Source organism: Streptomyces sp. ALI-76-A (genome assembly GCF_030287445.1).
In the GTDB taxonomy this organism is placed as follows: Bacteria; Actinomycetota; Actinomycetes; order Streptomycetales; family Streptomycetaceae; genus Streptomyces.
In genome coordinates this window covers 1-17,593 of record NZ_JASVWB010000003.1, presented here as the reverse complement: position 1 = coordinate 17,593, position 17,593 = coordinate 1, and the positions used below count along the sequence as shown (strand labels likewise).

Genomic DNA, 17,593 nt, shown 5'->3' with positions numbered 1-17,593 from the left:
ATTATTGTTCCTGTGTATGGGTTCGGCGGCCTGCGGTCCACCGGCCCTTGGACAGCACAGGACCCCGGCACGTCGGACACGGACGGCCGGGCCTCAGGAAGGAAGCACGTCATGGAGCCGGTCGAGATCGAGGCGAAGACCCTGATCCAGAAGTCGAAGACCCCCTCGAACGACTACGTCATCAACCCCTACACCGGCTGCGTGATCGGCTGCGCCTACTGCTTCGCCAGCTTCGCCGGGCGCCAGTTCGGCCGGTCGGTCAAGGAGTGGGGCGACTACCTGTACGTGAAGAAGAACGCGGTCGAACTCGCCCGCAAGGAACTGGCGAAGATGCCGCAGGACAAGCGCCGGGGCACGATGCTGCTCAGCTCGGTCACCGACCCCTACCAGGGCCACGAGACGAAGTACCGGCTCACCCGCGGCATCCTGCGCGAACTGGAGAGGGTCGAGTATCCGGGCCTGGTCCGCATCCTCACCAAGTCACCTGTGGTCACCCGCGACATCGACCTGCTCACCAGCCTGCCCCGCGCCGAGGTCGGCATGACCGTGACCACCACCGACGACAAGGTCAGCCGCTGGCTGGAGGTCCGCGCCCCACTCGCCTCCCGCCGCCTGCGCACCCTCGCCGAACTCAACGAGGCGGGCATCCCCACCTACGCCTTCGTCGGCCCGCTCCTGCCCCACTTCGCCACCCAGCCCGAACTCCTCGACGACCTCTTCGGCCGGCTCGTCGAGGCAGGAGTCAGCGAGGTGTTCATGGAGCACATCAACCTCAAGCAGTACATCCGCGAACGCATGGACCAGGTCCTCGCCGACGAGCCCGAAGACGTCCGCGAGGCATACCTCCAGGCACGGACCAAGGAGCACCGCGAACACCTCGACACGATCGTGCCGGAGCTGCTCGACAAGCACGGGCTGAGGCTGCGCTTCGAGGAGGTCGTCCACCACGACGACAACGACACCCTGCGCCAGCGGCTCGCATCCTCGGCGTGACCATGGCCATGCCCGTGTCCGGGGGCCGGGGGCAGAGCCAGACGTACCTCAGGCAGTGACGCCGGACTCGGGCTCCGGCACCGCCATGGCCCACGCCCCCATGGCCTCCAGGACCTCGCGCAGCCCCTCACCGAGAGGGGTCAGCGCGTACTCGACACGCGGCGGGATCTCCGCATACGTCGTGCGAGTGACGATGCCGTGCCGCTCGAACTGGCGCAGTCGGCTGGTCAGGGTATGCGGGCTGATGCCCGGCAGGGCCTCGCGCAGCTGGTTGAACCGGTGGGGGCCATGCAGCAGTTCGCGCACGATCAGAGTGGCCCACGGCCCGTTGAGCAGCGTGAGGAACCGGGCAACACCGCACTCGGGAAGACAGGGATCAGTCACAGTTTTGACCGTACCCCATTAGTGCAGTTGATGTAACCGGTGCACCTCATGCACTAATGACGTCATGACCTACGTGATTCACGGCGCCACCGGCGCCCAGGGTGCCCCCGTCGTCGCCGCTCTCGCCGCCGCAGGCAGGACCGTCACCGCTCTGACCCGCAACCCCGACGCCGTCGTGCCCGGCGCGCAGCACGTCGTGGCCGCCGGCTACTCCTCCGCCGCCGACCTGACCGACGCCTACCGAGGTGCCGAGGGGATCTTCGTCCACCTGCCGGTGGCCTCGGAGGAGGACCGCCAGACCTACGCGCACAACATCCTCACCGCTGTCGGCGAGGCCAGGCCGGACCGCGTCGTGTTCTCCACCAGCGGCTTCGCCATCGATCCCGCCATCGGCGGTGCCGCCGCGACCCTGGCCGCCGGCCTGGCCGACAGCGGTGTATCCCACGCGGTCATCGCACCCGAGCTCTACCTCGAGAACCTGCTCATGCCGCACGTCATCGGCTCGGTCCGCGAGCGCGGCGTACTGCCCTACCCGATCCGAGCCGACTTCCCCGTCTCCTGGGCCTCCCACCTGGACATCGCCGACGCCGCCGTCGCCCTGCTCGACCGCACGGACGTCACCGGCGTGGTCTCCGTCGGCCAGTACCCGGCGATCACCGGGCCGGACCTGGCCGAAGCATTCGGCGCCAGGCTCGGACGGGACGTGGTCTTCGACCAGATCACCGCCGAGGAGTTCCGTACCTCGATGGCCCCCCTGATCGGGGACGGCCCGGCCGCTGATATCGCAGGGGCCTACCAGGCGATGAGTGCCATGCCCGGCCGCTCGATCGCACCGGAGACCTCCGCCCAGAAACTGCTGGGCGTCACCCCCCGGACCACAAGCCAGTGGCTGGCCGACATCGGCCTCTGACCACAACCGCTGTCAGCTCCGGCCGACTTCGCGAAGGCTTGGCAGGCCGCCGTATTCGGCGGGCGGCCCTGCCGAGCCTTCAATTACCTCCGACCGCCCGGGCCAAGACCCGCTGCGACTTCAACACGCTGAACTTGACAGGGAACAGACCCGGTCGGTGTACAGCTTCGTCGTCAGCTGGAGGCCGCAGCCTCCGAGCAGCAGCCCGCACCAGAACGTGTCGTGCTCGTGATGGCGGCGGAAGGCGTCCAGCTCGATCGCCTCCAGCGGCAGCAGTAGCGGCTCCTCCGAGTCAATACTGCCCAGGACCGCCGTCTGAATCTGCCGCCTGTCACCCTGCTTAGAAGCCCCCACAACCCACCCCCAACTCATCGTGACACCGGCAGAATGCACTCGCCAAACCGACTCTGGAAGCAGGTTCAGCTGTCGATGTGCACGGTGACGTACGTACAGGTCTCCGGGCGCAGCGGAACGTCGGCGGGATTCCGCGAGGGCCGCCGCCCACTCCTGCTCAAGGGTCAGCACCCACCGGTCCGCGCGCAGCGGGGCGAGCAGTTCGGCCGGAGCTCCCGGCGCGGACCGAGCACCTTTGCGGCTGGAGGCGACAGCCGGACGGCGTACGGCGCTGCGGGTCGACGGCCGGTTTCGCCGCCTTCTTCGCCGCCGGGCGGTGCCCCTACCCAATCCCGCGGTAGAGACCGGAGAGATTCTCGAGCATCTTGGACTCTCCTCTGCCAGGCACGCGTCGCCGCGCATCCCGTACATGCCGTCCGGCATCAGCGGCGGCAGCGGGCTGCCCGAGGCGCGCGCCTGGGAGACCGCCTGGCGCCATCCGGTCGGCTGCACCGGCCCATCGCGGTCCATGAACGTTGTCACCTGCACGCCGGGATACTGGGCCGTGGGCAGGATCTGGTGCTGGGTGATGAACTGCCAGCCGAACGCCTTGATGGCCGATAGCGAGCCGCCTGGCGAACCCTAAGGGCTGCGCTACAGCCAGCCGCGGTTGCGCAGTCGCTGGACGGCCGTCTCATGGGCTGCCCGCAGCGCATTCTCGTGCTCCCCGCTCAGGCCCCAGTTGTGCCGGTCGATGAACGCGACCGGTCCTCGGAGCTTAATGACCCGGTCTTCCGGGGTGTAGTCGTCGTCCGGCTCTTCTTCGTACTCATCGTCGGTGCCTCTCGCGGCGGGTCCGCTCAGTTCCCAGAACATGCCGTTGGCGACCTTGTTCATGCGCCGGTCGTCCTGGTCGTAGGGCACGTAGAAGTACGCGGTGACGGGGTACAGGCTGCGCAGGGACTCGTGGCCGGTCTCGCCGACTCCGCGGCCACCGATCTGGGCCTGGATGTCGTGGTACAGCTTGGTGTCGAAGCTGAGTTCGCCCTCCGTCGTGACGAAGGCGAACCGCATGGGCTGGTCTTTCCGGTTCCAGCCGTCGGTGGTGTGCTCCATCAAGTTCTCCCCCTGCTCTTTGATGCGGTTGCCGCACTTTCTGAGCTGACCTACGCCGTGACAGGGCGTGTCGATCCAGGTGTAGGTTCTCAGCCGCTGTGTCATGCGACGACGCCGTGGCCTGGACGTTTTCAGACTGTCTCACGTCGTGTCATCTGCCTGCTGTCTCAGCGTCGTGTCATTTCCTCAAGTAAGTGCGAAACGCCCGACGCCTTCTCAGTCCTGGTCCGCGCCGTCTGCTGTGTGGGGAAGCAGGGGGAACAGTCGGGTGATGAGAGCCACCGGTCGAGCGCCGTCGGGCCGGGCCAGAGGACGTTGTTCGCGGTCGTGGTAGGGCAGGAGCGCTCGTCGGATCACGTCCGCGACCCGGCTCATCTCTTCGGGTGTCAGGTAGGCGACGGCACTGAAGGCTTCGTCGTGACGCCATTCGGCAGGCGCCTCGTCTCGCTGGGTCAGCCATCGCTGCCAACTTTCGTCCTCCAGCCCGCGGGCCAGGTCGCCGAACTGCTCCTCCGCCATGGAACCGTCGGCTGCGGGGGTGTGCTGCCTCAGACGCCAGGGACGTGCGCGGCCCCCGCGGTGGGGTGCCTCTTCGATGTATCCGTGACGTGCGAGTTGCCGTAGGTGAAATGAGCAGAGGCCGGAGCTGTAGCCCAGCTGGGAGGCGGCTTCGGTCGCCGTGATGGTGCCGACTTCGGCGAGCAGGTCCAGCAAGGCTGTGCGGACCTCGTGCTCGCGCAACTCTTCGCCGGTGCTGGCTGCCTGGTCGTCCGGGGTGTTGACGTCATCTTCAGTCACTTTGCAAAGTCTGCTACTTTGCAAAGAGCTTGGCAAGCAGTAGTCCTACTGAAGGCATCAGCTGCGGTGACCTCCGTGGCATCTGTGGCGTGCGCAAAAGGGAGACAGCCATGTCTGTTCGTCACGAGCGGTCCCGTTCCGTCGACCGGCGAATCCGTGTGCAAGGCCGCCCAGTGGACACCTATCCGGCTCTGCCACCGGAGGCAGAACGGGGTTCGGTTCGCAGGGTCACGGTGGTGGGTGAGGAGGTGCTGAGCCGTCCGTGCCGGGAGGTGACCGAGTTCGGGACTCCGGAGTTGTCGGCGTTAATCGACGACCTGTTCCTGACCATGTATGTCGCCGACGGCGCCGGCCTGGCCGCCAACCAGGTTGACGTCGACCTGCGGCTGTTCGTGTATGACTGCCCGGACGACTATGGGATCCGGCATGTCGGTCACATCATCAACCCAGTTCTGGACCTGCCTGATCCGGGAAGTCGGCGACTCATTGACGACTTCGAGGGCTGTCTGTCCGTGCCCGGCGCCGCCATGGCGGTTCCCCGCACCGATCGTGCTATCGCCCGTGGGTTCGACAAGGACGGCGCCCCTCTCGTCATCGAGGGGATGGGTTACTTCGCCCGGTGTCTGCAGCACGAGACCGATCACCTCGTCGGCCACACGTATCTTGATCGGCTCTCCAAGCGGGACCGCAAGGACGCGTTGCGGCAGATGGAAGGCCGCCGGGAGGACGTCTTCGCCCAACGCGCGATCAAGGCCGCCCGCCTGAGCCAATGAGACGCTTGGCGGCAGCGGCCTGCGAATCTCAGCGCAGTGTCGGATCCGACTTCAATCCGACATCGACCGTGAGATTCCGACACGAAATTTGAGACCCTACAGGTCCGGTCTAGGTCTGGGCCATGTCGACGAAGCGGGAGTAGTGGCCCTGGAAGGCGACGGTGATGGTGGCGGTGGGCCCGTGGCGGTGTTTGGCGACGATGAAGTCGGCCTCGCCGGCGCGGGGCGAGTCCTTTTCGTAGGCGTCCTCGCGGTGCAGGAGGATCACGACGTCGGCGTTGTCCTCGAGGGCGCCGGAGTCCCGAAGGTCGTTGATCATCGGTTTCTTGTCGGTGCGCTGCTCGGGACTGCGGTTGAGGGTGGAGATCGCGACGATCGGCAGCCGGAGCTCTTTGGCGAGCAGTTTCAGGCAGCGGGCGATCTCGGAGATCTCTTCGTAGCGGGAGTTCAGGGGCCGGGTGCCGTAGGTGAGCAAGTGGACGGCGTCGACGACGATGAGCTGCACGCCGGCCCGGGCCTGCAGGTAACGGCAGTGGGCGCGCAGGTCGTGGACGTTGGAGTAGGAGCCGTCCTGGATGTAGATAGGGGCGGCGCTGACGTCCGGCATCCGCCTGGCCAGCCGGGTCCAGTCCTCGTCGGTCATCGTGCCGGAGCGCATGTGGTGCAGGGCGACGCGGGCTTCGGCGGACAGGATCCGCATGCCGACTTCCCTTTGGTCGGCTTCCAGGGTGAAGACGGCGCTGGGCAGGGCGTGCTTGATGCTGGCGGAGCGGACGAAGTCGAGGGCGAGGGTGGACTTGCCCATGGCGGGGCGGGCGGCGATAACAATCAGCTGTCCGGGGTGGAGGCCGCCGGTGAGGGAGTCAAGGTCGGTGAAGCCAGTGGGTACGCCGGGCAGGGTGGCCTCGCGGCCGCCGGTGGCCTCGATCCAGTCGAGGGTGTCCTCCATGATGTCGCCGATCGGGCTGGCCGGCGGGAGCAGGGGGCGCCGGGTGGTGGCGGCGAAGATCTCGGCCTGTGCCTGGTCGGCGATGCGTTCCGCGGCGTCCGGTGACGCGTCGGAGGCAAGGTCCTCGATATGTACAGCGGCGATTTTGGTGCGGCGGAGCATCGCCGCGTTCTGCACGCGCTCAGCCTGGGCCAGCCAGCTCCGTGAAGAGGAGGGGCCGTTGATGAGGGCGGTGATGTACTCGGATCCGCCAGCCTTCTCCAGGCGGCCGTCCTGGGTGAGGTGGGCGGCCACCGCGAGGGGGTCCGTGGGCTGGCTGCGTTCGTACAGGGCGAGGATCGTCGTGTAGATCAGCTCGTGGGCGGGCCGGTAGAAGTCGTGGCCGTGGAGGACCTCGCCGATGTCGGCGATCGCGTCCTTCGACAGCAGCATTGCCTTCAGCACAGCCTTCTCCGCTTGAAGATCGTGCGGATCGTGCAGTGCGGCATCGTTGTCGTCGCTGGTCACCCTGACCCCTCTCCCCCGTGTCCCGCTCCATGTCCGCGTCCTGTGGCGTCCGGCCGCCAGGTCAGGGTAGCTGCGGTCCGGACCGCATGATCACGGTTTCGGTCCTCTTACCCCGGGTGGGTGAACTGGGTTGCTTCGCGCGGGAGTTGATGAGCCTGTCGGTTCAGGGCCGCCTCGATGGCGGGATCGGGCGGCAGCACGGCCGGCTTCGGTTGTACGCGTAGACACTCGGGCGCCGGTGGCGGTGGCGGAAGGATCGTGGAGGGGGCTTTCTTCACTAGGTGGAGTTGGCGCACCGTACCCGCTCCGAGCACGTCATTGAGCGCCCGCACGAGACGGTCAGCCAGGAGCCTGGTCTGGGTCAGCCAGGCCACAGAGCTCGCGGCCAGGGTGAGCGTTCCGGTCTCGGAGTCGAACGCGGCAGGGGCCACGTGCCGGGCCAGTGGGCCGGCTACCGAAGACCAGGCCGGCATCGGTGAGACCTCGGCCGCAGGGAATAGGTCAAGCAGGGCTCGCCCGAGGAGGACCGGCGGGGTCCGTCCTCGCACGCGCCGACGACCGCCCACGGGGGCACGCTCGGTGAAGCGGTGCAGCCGGGCGTCCTCACGAGCGCGGCGCAGGGCCACCCGCGCCAGATCGATCCGCCCTTCGCCGCCCGGCTGCTGGTCGTTCACAGTTCAGCCTGGCGGAGCGCCGGGGTACCCCAGACGCGGACGACGTCGTGGTCGGTGAAGGCGTACACCAGCCGGTAAGCGGAGGCCCCTTCCGGGCCGGAGCGCAGCTGCGCGAGGTAGCTTTCGGCGACCCGTTCGTCCTGACGCGGGGTGCCGCACACCTGCCAGGCCTGCCCGTTCCACATCTCCGGAATCCAGCGCTTCTTCGGCTCCGGCTGGTCCGCGCGGACACTGTGGCGCGACTGCACCCGCGACGGCGCCTCGCCTGCCGCGTCCGGCTCTTCCGCTGCTGCGCGGGAGCTGGGGATGCGCAGCCCTGCCCGACGGCGCGTCTCGCACAGCAGACACAGATCAGCTGCGTCCGGGTCAACAGGACCACCCGGGTGCTCGGGGCAGCGGGTGACCGGCTTGGCAGTGCTGATGGAGTCGTCGAGCAGGCCCAGGGCCCGCTCAAGATCCCGGCGGATCTCGTCCAGGTTGGTATCAGGGCCACTCTCATCGAGGCGTTGACCGTGTTCTCCTGCGACGCGAAGAGACCGCCCCAGGGCGATGAGCTGGGCATGGTTCACGGTTGTCCCCTTCGTACAGCCACGGGCGCCGCCATCCTGGGACGGGCTCGAAGCCTTCGGTGTCGTCAGTCGGTGGAGGGCTCGCTGCTGCGGGCCAGTCTCAGCCGCATGGCCCGCCACAGTTCACCGGCGCCCCGGCTGCTGGCCGGCGGACTGCGGTGCAGGCCGGGACAGCAGGCGTCATGCACCACCTTGGCGTTGCCGTAGTCGCGGTGATGCGGTCCTGGCCAGGCGATCCCGCCGACCAGATGGTAGACCTCGGTGTCCGCGAAGAGCCTCGCCGGATAGTCCCCCGGCATCAGCGCGATCCACACCCGTTCCACCGACGGGTCCTCGCCCTCCACCACACGAGCCGGATCGGGGCCGGCCTGCGACCGGTAGATGTTCACCCCGTCGAAGTCCAAGGTGCGGCGACGCTGCGTCGCCAGAGTGCAGTGCGGACACGGCACCGTCAGCTTGCGCCCCCACACCGGCACCAGATCCTCGCCCGGCCCCTGCTGGGAAGGAACACCCATATCGGCTCAGCCTCCGTTACACACATCCCAGCAGCCCGGCCGTGAAAGCGGCCGGACAGCGCAGAATCCAGCAACTCTCAGGCTAATGGCAGACCTTGACGCTCCCACAGCCTTCACGCGACCCCGCGGTGCGACCGGCCGGCCGCCACCCGCGCCCGCAGCACCGTCAGCTGTCCGAGCCTGCTGCGCAGCAGATAGCCCGCGGTACGGCGACAGGCGGCATCCGCGGCAGCTTGGGCGCCCTGATGTTCGTGGGGCCGCTGGCGCAGCGCTGCCTCGTACGCGGCGTCCGCCTCCGCTACGGCGTCCTCGCTCGCCATCAACCGCCGCTCAGCGGCCACCCGACGCTCGTCACGGACCCGTTCGGCGACCTCCTGGGCCGCGTACGCGGCCCAGACCTCATCCCCACCGCGGCGCCTGCACACGTCAGCAATCAGCGTCCGAGTGTCAGCCTCACAGCGCGCCGTGAGCTGCGCGACCTGCTCCGCGTCGTCCAGGTCGGCCCGCACGGCGACCGCCAAGTCGACGGCCTCCCGCACCAGCAGGTCCGTGCGCCGGGCGTACGAGCAGAGTGGGCACAGGCCCGCCGCGTCCGGCAGACCGCACCCCGAGCAGGGAGCCGACCGCCGTGCCCGCTCAACCTTCTCCTCCCACGCTCGGCGCCGTTCCGCGGCCGCCCTCCGCCCCTCCACCTCAACCACCGCACGGGCATGTCGACGCCGGGTGCGCTCCGCCTCGAGCACGGTGTGCTCGCGCAGTCGCTCCTCAAGCACCCTGCGGCGTTCACCATTGGCCAGCCCGGGCAGCTCCCGGTCGACCTGCGCCGCGATCTTCGCCCGCCGGGCAAGCCGGATGTGGAGCACGTTGTTGCAGTTCTCGCACTCGCCGCCGGTGTCCAGCCGGATCCCCTCGTCGCACCGGCAGTCCGAGCACGCCTGACGCTGCACCAGGCCGCGGCGGATCAGCCACGGGTACGGGCGGTCGACCAGGGCCTCGCCGCCGGTCTCCGCCAGCCGGTCTTTGAGCCGGTCGGCCAGCAGCCGCGCCGCCGTCTCCGGCTGCTCCAGTATGCCGGTCAGCAACTTCAGCTCCGCCTTCGCGGCCGCCTCGACCTGGTCCTGCTGCCAGCCGGACAGTCGCTCCCACAGCCCGGAGATCGGTCCCAGAGCCACCCGTAGACCAAGATCATCCGGGAGCCCCACCCTCCGCTGCTGCTGTGCCTTGTCCCAGCGCACGGCCTTCGGCCGGCCACCGGCGACAGCCCCGGCAGCACGCCGCCCATCCCGCTCATCGACCGGAGACTCCTTCGGCTTTTCCCCGCGCAGCGGGCCGTCCTCAGCCACCGGCGGCGCCGACTCGTCAACGGCGTCCCCGCCGTCGGCGGCCTGGTCCTCGCGCACGCACACGCGCTCCGGCCGACGGCCTTCACCCTCACGGCCTTCGCCGGAAAAACCATAAGAAAGCTGGAGCGGACCTACGGGAGTAACCACAGAAGCGTGGTCTGCGTGGAGCTCTGCACCATCGGGACGCTCCTGATCCACCGCATTCTCGGGGCCTTCAGCACCGCAGATCCCAGTCGTGCCAAGGGTCCCGGCCGCACCAGCCGGAGCATGATCTCCGCACGCACCATCAGGACGCGCCGAAAACACAGGATCAGGCCCTTCAACAGTCTCCACAAAGGCCAGGGTGCGACCGTACGCGCGGGCGACCGGCAGCAACATGACCTTGCCCCGGCCATTCATCCGCGTCGCCGTCGACTTCCGCTGCCGCGCCACGACACCCGCCTCCACCAACCTGGCCAGGACCTTCCGCGCCCCGGACGGCGAACAGCCCAGCAGCCGCGCCAGCGTCGCCGCCCCACGCCCCTCCTTCTTCCTGACCGAGCCGCCGCACAGCTGCAGCCAGCCCGAAGCCCTCGTGTTCAGCACCATCAGCAGCAGCCCGAGCCGGTCGGTCGCCGCGCCCTTGCCCGTACGGCTGGCCAGCAGCCCTGGCGGCGTCGGCTCCTTGCCTTCAGGCGTCCAGCCGTGCCCGAACAGCACCTCAATGAGACGCAGCAGCGTCGCCAGCTCCGCCTTCGTTAATGCGAGCGGGTGCCCCGCTCCCCCGCCGTGGTGGGCGTTCCATAGCGGCATGACCAGGCAGTCCAGCCCGGTCGGGTGCCCCTTCGCGTCCGTCACCACCCTCGTGCGCAGTGCGCCCGAACCACGCAGCACGGGCAGCACCTTGTGGTGGACCGTGGATTCCTTCATGCCCATCCATCGGCCGAGCTCCGAGCCCCAGATGGAGGTCTGGAGGTCGTTCTTCTCGCCCTTGGGCGCCCGCGACTTCGCGTACAGCACCACCGCCGCCAGCTTCGGCGCATCCTTCAGCCCGGCAATCGACGGGTTCGCCAGCAGCGCCTGGACCGCGGCGAGCAACCGCAACCGCATCTTCCGACCAAGACGCAGCGGGTCCTCCGGGCCCTTGCTGTCCGGCTTCCCGGAGGTCGGCACCGACCGCAGCGCGGCCCGCTGCCGCGGAAGGACTGCAGAGCTGTCCGTGGCGTCGTCGGCCGGGTTCGGCTGCATCGCGAGGAGTGTCGCCCTCGACATCACAGGTACACACCCCCGTTCACGCAGCACACCGGGATGAACGGGAACCTGCTGGCGAACCGATCGTTGTGCGGGACATGGCAGCCAAGAAGGACCCCGCCGTCCGCCGCGCCCGCGAAGCCGCCCGCCGAGCCGCAGCAGCACAACGCATCGGCCCCCGCCCCGTAAGGCCGGCACGTCCGCGGCACCTCTACGACCTCAAACCGCCAGGTATCTACTACCGAGAGTGGGACACGCCGGAAGGCACGGACGAAGAGGTGATGAACAAGGTCAACGACATCTTCGGGCCGGCCTCCGATGCCGCTCTCACCATGCGATTCGTGCTGGAGTACCGCAGGACCTACGGGCCGCGCGTTCCGGTGATGGCCGCGCGTCAGCTCGATCAGATCCTGGTCCGGACAGACCTTGCGACCGACCTCGCTCAGACCATGGGCGTCCCACCAGAAGAGGCCCGAGAGCAGCTGCACACTCTCCACGCGCGGGGAGTGCTCCTGATCGCCGACGATGGCTCCCTGTGGACGACCGCCCCACCCGGAACCGGTACGAACGACCACTGGGTGTTCGTGGAGAAGAAAGCAGACGCACCACTGGAGACCACCGCCGACTGATCCGAGAGCCGGAGCCATCTGTGTTGTCATCGGGCTGGTGTACACGCCAAAGCGGACACCTCCCTGAGCAGCCGGAACGCGCGATTCGTCATCCACTCGCTGACCCTGCACGAGACGGCCTGTGGACAGAGCCCGGTGAGCCCGGATCATCCCCGGCGCTCCCGCACGGCGGGCAATAATCTTGGAACCCGTCCCGCCACACGGGACGACGCCCTCACGGACGCCGCCGTCGACGGAGTTGTCGATGACCTCCGACAGCGGGTGCTTGAGCGGGGCGGCCGCCGCCGCGACCGCGCTCACGGGAACATTCCCGAGGTCAGGCGGCTCGCCGAACCGGCGTCACCCGTGCGACAGCGAGGGGGTGTGATGTACGTCACAATTCTACCGAAAGGGACACCGCAACCTGCGGCAATCCCCCCAAGCGGGGTACAGGCCTGGTCGTGGTCGACCTGACAAGACGACTGATGCTCGTGCACTATGGCGATACCGACCTTCCATATGGATCAACGCAGAGGGGCCCCTTGGCCGGGGCCGATCTCGATGGCTCGTGTGGCGGGAAGGTGAGCCCCCTCCGTAAGGAGCGGGCGACAGCGCGAAGACCGGAGGCGAATCTCCTTTCGTCGACGTTTTGGTGCTGGTGTTCCGAAAGCCCTTGGCCGGGCCTCGGAACGAACCGCGAAGCCCCTTGGCGGGGGCCCGCGGGTGGAGCGGTACTTCGGTACTGCTGCTGGACCTGGAAGGGGCCCTTGTGGTCCTGGCTAGGGACCGGGTTTGCAATGGCCCTGATGAGGGGCCGGTGAGAAACAGCGGCTGATGGCCGCGGCTCAGAGTCGGGTACGAACCGAGATCTGAGCGCTCGCCTGGTGGCGAATAACCGGGCGGTGAGACGGGCCGCGCAAGGCCAGAGGATGGCTAGTCCCCTCTTCGGCGCGCGCGGCTGATGGCCACTAGGTCATCCCAACCCCCTGGATCTGGAGGCTGGCGTCAGCATGCGCGCGTACAGCCCGGATGGCGTGATCGCGATTGAAGAACGGCGTAGCTGCGCGTGTGGTTCCACGCGCGCGGGTAGCCTTCATCCCGCGAGCACCTCCCATGCAGGTGTGTCGCCCAACGGAGCTTCGCCCCGTTCGAGAGCCCCCAGTGGACCAGGCACGGTCCCGGGGGTTCTCGTTGTTATAGCGCTCGGGGAAGAAGGCGCCGGTGGTCGTGCCGAGACGGCGGCAATGGTCGACCGGTACTTCGTGGGCTGCGCGTCGCGCCGTTCCCAGCGCTTCCACTGGCGGAGGAGATCCTTCTCGCTGACATCGTGGTCCTCGGGGAGCCGAACCATCAGCGCACGCACAGCATCGGTCTGCGACCACTCCCGTGCAGCTCGTTCCTCCACCATCCGGCGTGCCCAGTCAGGACGTTCGTCAGCCATCGCCGATCCCGTTCCCCGTACGGTCCAGCGGCGCAGCCTCACTTTGTGTAGGACTCGGCAGGGGCACGGTGGCTCCCATTCACACGGACTGATCCACATCCCCGTGGGAGGCGCACAGCCGATGTCGTGTTCACCAGGACCAGCTCATTCGCTTGCTGCGCGGCGAGCCTGGACGAGGTACGCGTACGCGGCTCCCAAGGCCCCGTACTGTGCACTGCCTTCGGTGACGAGGGCGGCGTCAGCCGCGTCGGCCGCGTTCCTGAGTTGGCGGGCGACGGCTTCCGGCACAGCGGGTACTCCCGCGAACTCCTGCAGTCGCCCGACCACCACGTCCAGCGCTGCCGCCTTGGAGACGCCTACGGGGCCTTGGGAGCTAACGAGGTCTGGAAGCCAGCCGTTGTCAGCATCGAGCGCGCTGCGGAGCTCTTCCACCAGCTCGTCTCGGGTCAGGCGCTTTTCAGCGTTCATGAGGGGCTCGATCTCCAGGGGTTTAGAAGGAGGGTGCCGGTCGGTGCCCTGCCAAGGACAGGGCACCGACATGTGCCGTACGGAGTTAGCCCAGCGGGACCGAGAATCGCAGCGTCCAGCCCTTGGCCAGTACGTGCTGGGTCACCTCAACGACCCGTCCGTCGGCCGTGCGACCGATGTGCTTGATGGTCAGAACGTCCGAGCCTTCCGGCAGACCGAGGCGAGCAGCCTCGTCTGCGGTGGCCGGCCGCAGCGCGATGTCCTCGGTGGCGGCGTCGCCCTGGTCGAAACCGGCCTCCTTCATGCGGCTGATGATGCCGCCCACGCCGGTGTCGACCTGCTCGATTCCAGCGGCCTCAGCAACGTCGACGGGGATGTACGTGGTGGCGAGTTGGACCAGACGATCGCCGTCGGACATCTCACGGGAGCGGACGACAACCTCGCCGTCGATGCCCAGCAGTTCGGCGACGTCGGCCGGGGCGGCCGCGCGGCTGACGGAGACCTCGGAACGCGGCGTACGACCGGCACGCTGCAGTTCAGCGTCGAACGCGCCGTGCGCGCCGTTCTCCTCACGCTGGGCAGTGGTGTACCGGGTGCTGGCGTCGCGCAGGATCGTGCCGGTCTCGTCGATGCGGTTGCTAGCCATGTGGTGCAAGCTCCTAGCTGTTGTAGTCAATGGGTATTCGGTGTGCCCCGGCTCTCGCCGGAGCTGAGCGGGGACTTCCTACATGTCACCCGGGTTCCGGGGAGTCGATGGGCCACTCATATGCGAGTCGCCACTTGGCTCGCGGCAGCACGTGGATGCAGACCTCGACAACGCGGCCTTCGATGGTGATCCCCTTGTGCGTGATCTCCAGGACGGCCTGTTCGGCCGGAATGCCCAGTGCTGCAGCTTCGTCAGCAGTTGGGGCCCTGACCTCGACTTCCTCGCGAAGACGCACCTGCTTGAAGCCGGCTTCCGCCATACGCGATTTGCTGCCTCCGACTCCCGTCTCCATCTCGGCAAGCACGGGGACTGCGTCGACTATGTCCGGAGGGAACCAGCTTGTGGCCACCTGGACAACCTCGATCGCTTCGTCGTTGCCAGGCAGACCCGCGGACATGATCCGCTGACGCTTCAGAGTCTTGGCACGGTGGTGCATCTCGAAGATCTCGGCCACCTTCTTGGGCGGCACATCACGGTCGATGACGACGGTGTTCTTGGGGTCGAGTCCCCTCGCCCTCATCTCCGCCTCGTAGGCCCCGGCTGCGCCACCGGCCTCACGGAGTACTGCCAGGTAGCGGGTGGTGCGATCAGAGATGATCTTCCCGATTACCAGGGAAACGAACGTCCCCTTGCCGCGGCGCGAAAACACGAGGCCCTCGTCCTCGAGTAGGCCGTAGATGTCGCGGGCCGTCTGGTACGCGATGCCGTGTTCCTTCTGGAGCTGAGGCACGCCAGGCAGGCGCGACCCAGGTGCGAGTGCGCCTCGCTCGATCTTGTCCCGGATCTCGGATGCGATCCGTTCGACCTTCCCGGGTTCCTTCTGCTTGGTGGCCACTGCTCCCCCTCTCGCACGCATCGTGCGGACAGCGGATCTCACTGCCCGGTGCGCACAGCATTGCATGTCTAGTTGTTTCTCGAAAGCCGAGACTCGTTTTCGTTTAACTGGACCCGGGAATCAGCAGGTCAGATGGAGTGTTGAAAACAGGTTAGCTAGACAGGTTGACCGAGGTGGCATAGCAGGGTTCTAATCGAAGTGCCCCAGCAGGCGGTGAGTAGCCGGATGCGGGGCGTATCCGGTGCTGTACCTGCACGTTTGGGCACGTCGCCGGTCGCAAGACCGCAGTAGTCGTCCGCCCTTCGGGGCGGCCGGGGTCGAGAGCTTCATCGAACTCCTCCGGAGCCTGACGGCCGCGACTGACTGTGTGCACGTCGCAGCGCTGTGCGCTGTCTGTCCTGCGGGACGCCGGCCTTTGCCGTGCGGCCTGGAGGGCGGAGAGAGCATCGCGACGCTTCCCCTGCCACTCCGTTCATGAGGAGTTCAGATGTCTGCTTCGACCCTTGAGCGCACCGCCCGCTCCCGCCGCAGCCGGACCCGCTCCCGGAGCGTCAACGGCCGCCCGGCGCTGGCCCTCTCCGCCCTAAAGCCCCACCAGTACGACCTGCGCCCGGCCTGTGCGTCGCTGATCTGCCCCGACTGCAAGACGTGGGTGCCGATCACCGGCCTCCAGACCAAGAAGCCCAAGCTCGTACCGCACGACAACGGCCGCGCGGGCAAGGACGCGGCCGTCCGCTGCCGCCTGGGCAGCAACCGCCTGGTCACGGTCAACGTCACGGTCAAGAAGTGGCAGGAGCGCCTCGAGGACGGCGGTGCCGAGACCGCCAGCCGCCAGGCCACCGTGGTGCTGCCCAAGGCATTCAGTCCGCAGACCGACCGGACCCTGCGGGCTCGCGCGGAGCGCACGCTGGCCGGGCGCGTGGCCGACTGGGAGGCGGTGCTGCCCCGCGTGGCAGACGCCGACAAGAACCGCCGGGCGGTTCCCGCTGGTGACCGCCCCACGGAGGGCCCTGCGGTCCCGCTCAAGACGCTCCACCCCAAGCGTCCCGCGCGCTGACCCGCTCCGGACGAACGACCACGGCCCCGGCTGACCCGATCACCTCGGGTCGGCCGGGGCCGTGGCTGCTCGCACGAACAGCCAAAACGAGCGGCCCCGGGATTGCGCCCCAGGGCCGTTCAGCAGGTCACTCCGTGAGAGGAAAAACCTTGAGTCCCATCATGACATCTCCTGCACCTCCTAGTGCACGGGCAGACAGCAGCCCGGACATGGACGACATGCTGCGCCGGGCCCGTATGAACGACCAGCGCCGGTCCCAGCGGCCGGCGCTTCCGGCCTGCGTCCCCGGCCTGTACGTCCAGCACCGCGCTGGCGGGTTCGTCGTCCACATCACGGCTTCCGAGGTCGCCTTCAGCACGGTGCGCGGTCTGACCGTGTCGGTGCCGATGGCGTACGGGGCCGGCCAGGCGACCGCCGACACCGCTGAGTGGCTCGTCTCGGAGCTGCTCGGCAACGCGGTGCGGGCCTGCGGTGATCACGTGCCCTTGGTCGTGGAGGTGTACGTCACCGGGCGCGGCGTCCAGGTGAACGTGCACGACCCCGCCGCCGATCTGCTGCCGCGCCGCAGCGCGGTGGCGATGGACAGCGAGACCGCGGAGTCCGGGCGCGGCCTGGGGCTGCTGGACCTGCTGGCGCCCGGATGGGACGTCGTGCCCTCGCTGGTCGGCAAGCAGATTCGCTGCCACATCGACGCCAAGTAGCTCAGCCCGCCGCCAATACCTGAGGCAGCCCCGGGGATCCCTCGGGGCTGTCTCCTATCCGGACCTTCTGGGAGGCCCACATGAAGCGAGTGTCCGTCGCCGTCGTACGCAACCACGCCTACGCGCCCGTCTCCACCGACGCACCGGACCGTCCCCGCCCGGCCTGTGCCGATGAGGACCCCGAACTGTTCTTCCCGATCGGTACCACCTACCCGGCTAAGTGGCAGACCGAGGATGCCAAAGCCGTGTGCCGTCGCTGCCCCCTGATCGAGAGCTGCTTCCAAGTTGCTCTGGAGCGCAACGAGCTGGGCGTGTGGGGCGGTACCGACGAGGCCGACCGCCGTCGCATCAAGCGCCGGGCCGCACGTCGGCGCACAGCTGCCTGATCCGTTCTGGCGGCTGCCTGATCCGCCCGCACCGGCCGCTGCACCACGGCGGCCGGGACGGGCGGTGACGGGGAGCCGGACAGCCCGGACCGACAGCCCAGGGAGGCCCTGATGGGCACGACGACGACCGCCCAGCTCGACACCACGACGACCGACACCGGCATCACTCGACTGCCGGATTCGCTGTGCACGCACACGCCGCACTGCCCGACCGCCGACAGTGCCGACCGCGAGGCCGCGCAGATTGTGGCCAGCCACCCGGAGCAAGGCTGGAGCCTGCTGTGCAACGGCGTTTTG

20 protein-coding genes are annotated in these 17,593 nt (G+C 68.2%); 8 read left to right on the top strand and 12 right to left on the bottom strand.

The window, feature by feature from the left end; translation table 11 throughout:
• The first annotated feature begins 111 nt into the window (after window positions 1-111).
• Entirely contained in the window at window positions 112-993 is an 882-nt protein-coding gene (locus tag QQS16_RS35580) for an SPL family radical SAM protein (RefSeq protein ID WP_286066639.1), read from the top strand.
• A 48-nt stretch (window positions 994-1,041) separates the two neighbouring features.
• On the opposite strand, the gene QQS16_RS35575 is transcribed toward QQS16_RS35580, so the two are convergent.
• Window positions 1,042-1,377 (bottom strand): winged helix-turn-helix transcriptional regulator, encoded by a 336-nt coding sequence (locus QQS16_RS35575; protein WP_037683724.1) that lies wholly within the window; start codon window positions 1,375-1,377, stop codon window positions 1,042-1,044.
• A gap of 64 nt (window positions 1,378-1,441) precedes the next feature.
• Here QQS16_RS35575 and QQS16_RS35570 point away from each other — a divergent pair, with 64 nt between their 5' ends.
• The gene (locus tag QQS16_RS35570; protein ID WP_286066638.1) at window positions 1,442-2,287 is read left to right on the top strand and encodes an SDR family oxidoreductase; all 846 of its coding nucleotides are present in this window, start codon (window positions 1,442-1,444) and stop codon (window positions 2,285-2,287) included.
• A 120-nt stretch (window positions 2,288-2,407) separates the two neighbouring features.
• Here the strand turns inward: QQS16_RS35570 and QQS16_RS35565 are convergent, their stop codons facing one another.
• From QQS16_RS35565 to QQS16_RS35555, 3 genes are all read right to left on the bottom strand, one after another.
• Window positions 2,408-2,641: a hypothetical protein gene (locus tag QQS16_RS35565; protein ID WP_286066637.1), complete on the bottom strand. Its 234-nt coding sequence runs from the start codon at window positions 2,639-2,641 to the stop codon at window positions 2,408-2,410.
• Window positions 2,642-3,274: 633 nt separating this feature from the next.
• Window positions 3,275-3,736, bottom strand: coding sequence for a hypothetical protein (locus tag QQS16_RS35560; protein ID WP_286066635.1), 462 nt, complete (start codon window positions 3,734-3,736; stop codon window positions 3,275-3,277).
• 216 nt (window positions 3,737-3,952) lie between these two features.
• Window positions 3,953-4,534, bottom strand: coding sequence for a winged helix-turn-helix domain-containing protein (locus tag QQS16_RS35555; protein WP_286066633.1), 582 nt, complete (start codon window positions 4,532-4,534; stop codon window positions 3,953-3,955).
• Window positions 4,535-4,644: 110 nt separating this feature from the next.
• Between QQS16_RS35555 and def the strand changes: the two genes are divergently transcribed.
• Entirely contained in the window at window positions 4,645-5,307 is a 663-nt protein-coding gene (gene def / locus QQS16_RS35550) for a peptide deformylase (protein WP_286066631.1), read from the top strand.
• 109 nt (window positions 5,308-5,416) lie between these two features.
• Here the strand turns inward: def and dnaB are convergent, their stop codons facing one another.
• The 5 genes from dnaB to QQS16_RS35525 form a co-directional block, all read right to left on the bottom strand.
• Entirely contained in the window at window positions 5,417-6,763 is a 1,347-nt protein-coding gene (gene dnaB / locus QQS16_RS35545) for a replicative DNA helicase (protein ID WP_286066629.1), read from the bottom strand.
• 107 nt (window positions 6,764-6,870) lie between these two features.
• On the bottom strand, window positions 6,871-7,437 hold the full coding sequence (locus QQS16_RS35540; protein WP_286066628.1) for a DciA family protein: 567 nt from the start codon (window positions 7,435-7,437) through the stop codon (window positions 6,871-6,873).
• Window positions 7,434-8,006 (bottom strand): hypothetical protein, encoded by a 573-nt coding sequence (locus QQS16_RS35535; RefSeq protein ID WP_286066626.1) that lies wholly within the window; start codon window positions 8,004-8,006, stop codon window positions 7,434-7,436. Before QQS16_RS35535 ends, QQS16_RS35540 begins: the two co-directional genes overlap by 4 nt.
• Window positions 8,007-8,071: 65 nt before the next feature.
• Window positions 8,072-8,521 (bottom strand): hypothetical protein, encoded by a 450-nt coding sequence (locus QQS16_RS35530; RefSeq protein WP_286066624.1) that lies wholly within the window; start codon window positions 8,519-8,521, stop codon window positions 8,072-8,074.
• Between the two features lie 113 nt (window positions 8,522-8,634).
• Entirely contained in the window at window positions 8,635-11,091 is a 2,457-nt protein-coding gene (locus tag QQS16_RS35525; protein WP_286066623.1) for a hypothetical protein, read from the bottom strand.
• A gap of 101 nt (window positions 11,092-11,192) precedes the next feature.
• On the opposite strand from QQS16_RS35525, the gene QQS16_RS35520 reads away from it, so the two are divergent.
• On the top strand, window positions 11,193-11,723 hold the full coding sequence (locus QQS16_RS35520; protein ID WP_286066622.1) for a hypothetical protein: 531 nt from the start codon (window positions 11,193-11,195) through the stop codon (window positions 11,721-11,723).
• A gap of 1,564 nt (window positions 11,724-13,287) precedes the next feature.
• On the opposite strand, the gene QQS16_RS35515 is transcribed toward QQS16_RS35520, so the two are convergent.
• The 3 genes from QQS16_RS35515 to QQS16_RS35505 form a co-directional block, all read right to left on the bottom strand.
• Complete coding sequence (locus QQS16_RS35515) at window positions 13,288-13,611, bottom strand: hypothetical protein (protein ID WP_286066621.1); 324 nt, start codon at window positions 13,609-13,611, stop codon at window positions 13,288-13,290.
• Window positions 13,612-13,696: 85 nt separating this feature from the next.
• Window positions 13,697-14,257, bottom strand: coding sequence for a UTRA domain-containing protein (locus QQS16_RS35510; protein ID WP_286066620.1), 561 nt, complete (start codon window positions 14,255-14,257; stop codon window positions 13,697-13,699).
• A gap of 85 nt (window positions 14,258-14,342) precedes the next feature.
• Window positions 14,343-15,152 carry a GntR family transcriptional regulator gene (locus QQS16_RS35505; RefSeq protein WP_286066619.1) on the bottom strand — a complete coding sequence of 270 codons (810 nt, stop codon included), beginning with the start codon at window positions 15,150-15,152 and terminating at the stop codon, window positions 14,343-14,345.
• A gap of 487 nt (window positions 15,153-15,639) precedes the next feature.
• Here QQS16_RS35505 and QQS16_RS35500 point away from each other — a divergent pair, with 487 nt between their 5' ends.
• From QQS16_RS35500 to QQS16_RS35485, 4 genes are all read left to right on the top strand, one after another.
• Complete coding sequence (locus tag QQS16_RS35500; RefSeq protein WP_286066618.1) at window positions 15,640-16,209, top strand: hypothetical protein; 570 nt, start codon at window positions 15,640-15,642, stop codon at window positions 16,207-16,209.
• A gap of 209 nt (window positions 16,210-16,418) precedes the next feature.
• Window positions 16,419-16,910 (top strand): histidine kinase, encoded by a 492-nt coding sequence (locus QQS16_RS35495; protein WP_286066616.1) that lies wholly within the window; start codon window positions 16,419-16,421, stop codon window positions 16,908-16,910.
• 80 nt (window positions 16,911-16,990) lie between these two features.
• Window positions 16,991-17,296, top strand: a complete 306-nt coding sequence (locus QQS16_RS35490; protein WP_286066615.1) for a WhiB family transcriptional regulator — start codon at window positions 16,991-16,993, stop codon at window positions 17,294-17,296.
• Window positions 17,297-17,407: 111 nt separating this feature from the next.
• Window positions 17,408-17,593 (top strand): DUF5999 family protein (locus QQS16_RS35485; protein ID WP_286066614.1); only part of this gene is annotated, 186 nt, incomplete at its 3' end.

Coding starts and splice junctions, on each gene's coding strand:
- QQS16_RS35560 (WP_286066635.1), bottom strand. CDS start 3,736: ATGGAGCACACCACCGACGGCTGGAACCGGAAAGACCAGCCCATGCGG.
- QQS16_RS35495 (WP_286066616.1), top strand. CDS start 16,419: ATGGACGACATGCTGCGCCGGGCCCGTATGAACGACCAGCGCCGGTCC.
- QQS16_RS35515 (WP_286066621.1), bottom strand. CDS start 13,611: ATGAACGCTGAAAAGCGCCTGACCCGAGACGAGCTGGTGGAAGAGCTC.
- QQS16_RS35490 (WP_286066615.1), top strand. CDS start 16,991: ATGAAGCGAGTGTCCGTCGCCGTCGTACGCAACCACGCCTACGCGCCC.
- QQS16_RS35520 (WP_286066622.1), top strand. CDS start 11,193: ATGGCAGCCAAGAAGGACCCCGCCGTCCGCCGCGCCCGCGAAGCCGCC.
- def (WP_286066631.1), top strand. CDS start 4,645: ATGTCTGTTCGTCACGAGCGGTCCCGTTCCGTCGACCGGCGAATCCGT.
- QQS16_RS35570 (WP_286066638.1), top strand. CDS start 1,442: ATGACCTACGTGATTCACGGCGCCACCGGCGCCCAGGGTGCCCCCGTC.
- QQS16_RS35525 (WP_286066623.1), bottom strand. CDS start 11,091: ATGCAGCCGAACCCGGCCGACGACGCCACGGACAGCTCTGCAGTCCTT.
- QQS16_RS35530 (WP_286066624.1), bottom strand. CDS start 8,521: ATGGGTGTTCCTTCCCAGCAGGGGCCGGGCGAGGATCTGGTGCCGGTG.
- QQS16_RS35510 (WP_286066620.1), bottom strand. CDS start 14,257: ATGGCTAGCAACCGCATCGACGAGACCGGCACGATCCTGCGCGACGCC.
- QQS16_RS35580 (WP_286066639.1), top strand. CDS start 112: ATGGAGCCGGTCGAGATCGAGGCGAAGACCCTGATCCAGAAGTCGAAG.
- QQS16_RS35500 (WP_286066618.1), top strand. CDS start 15,640: ATGTCTGCTTCGACCCTTGAGCGCACCGCCCGCTCCCGCCGCAGCCGG.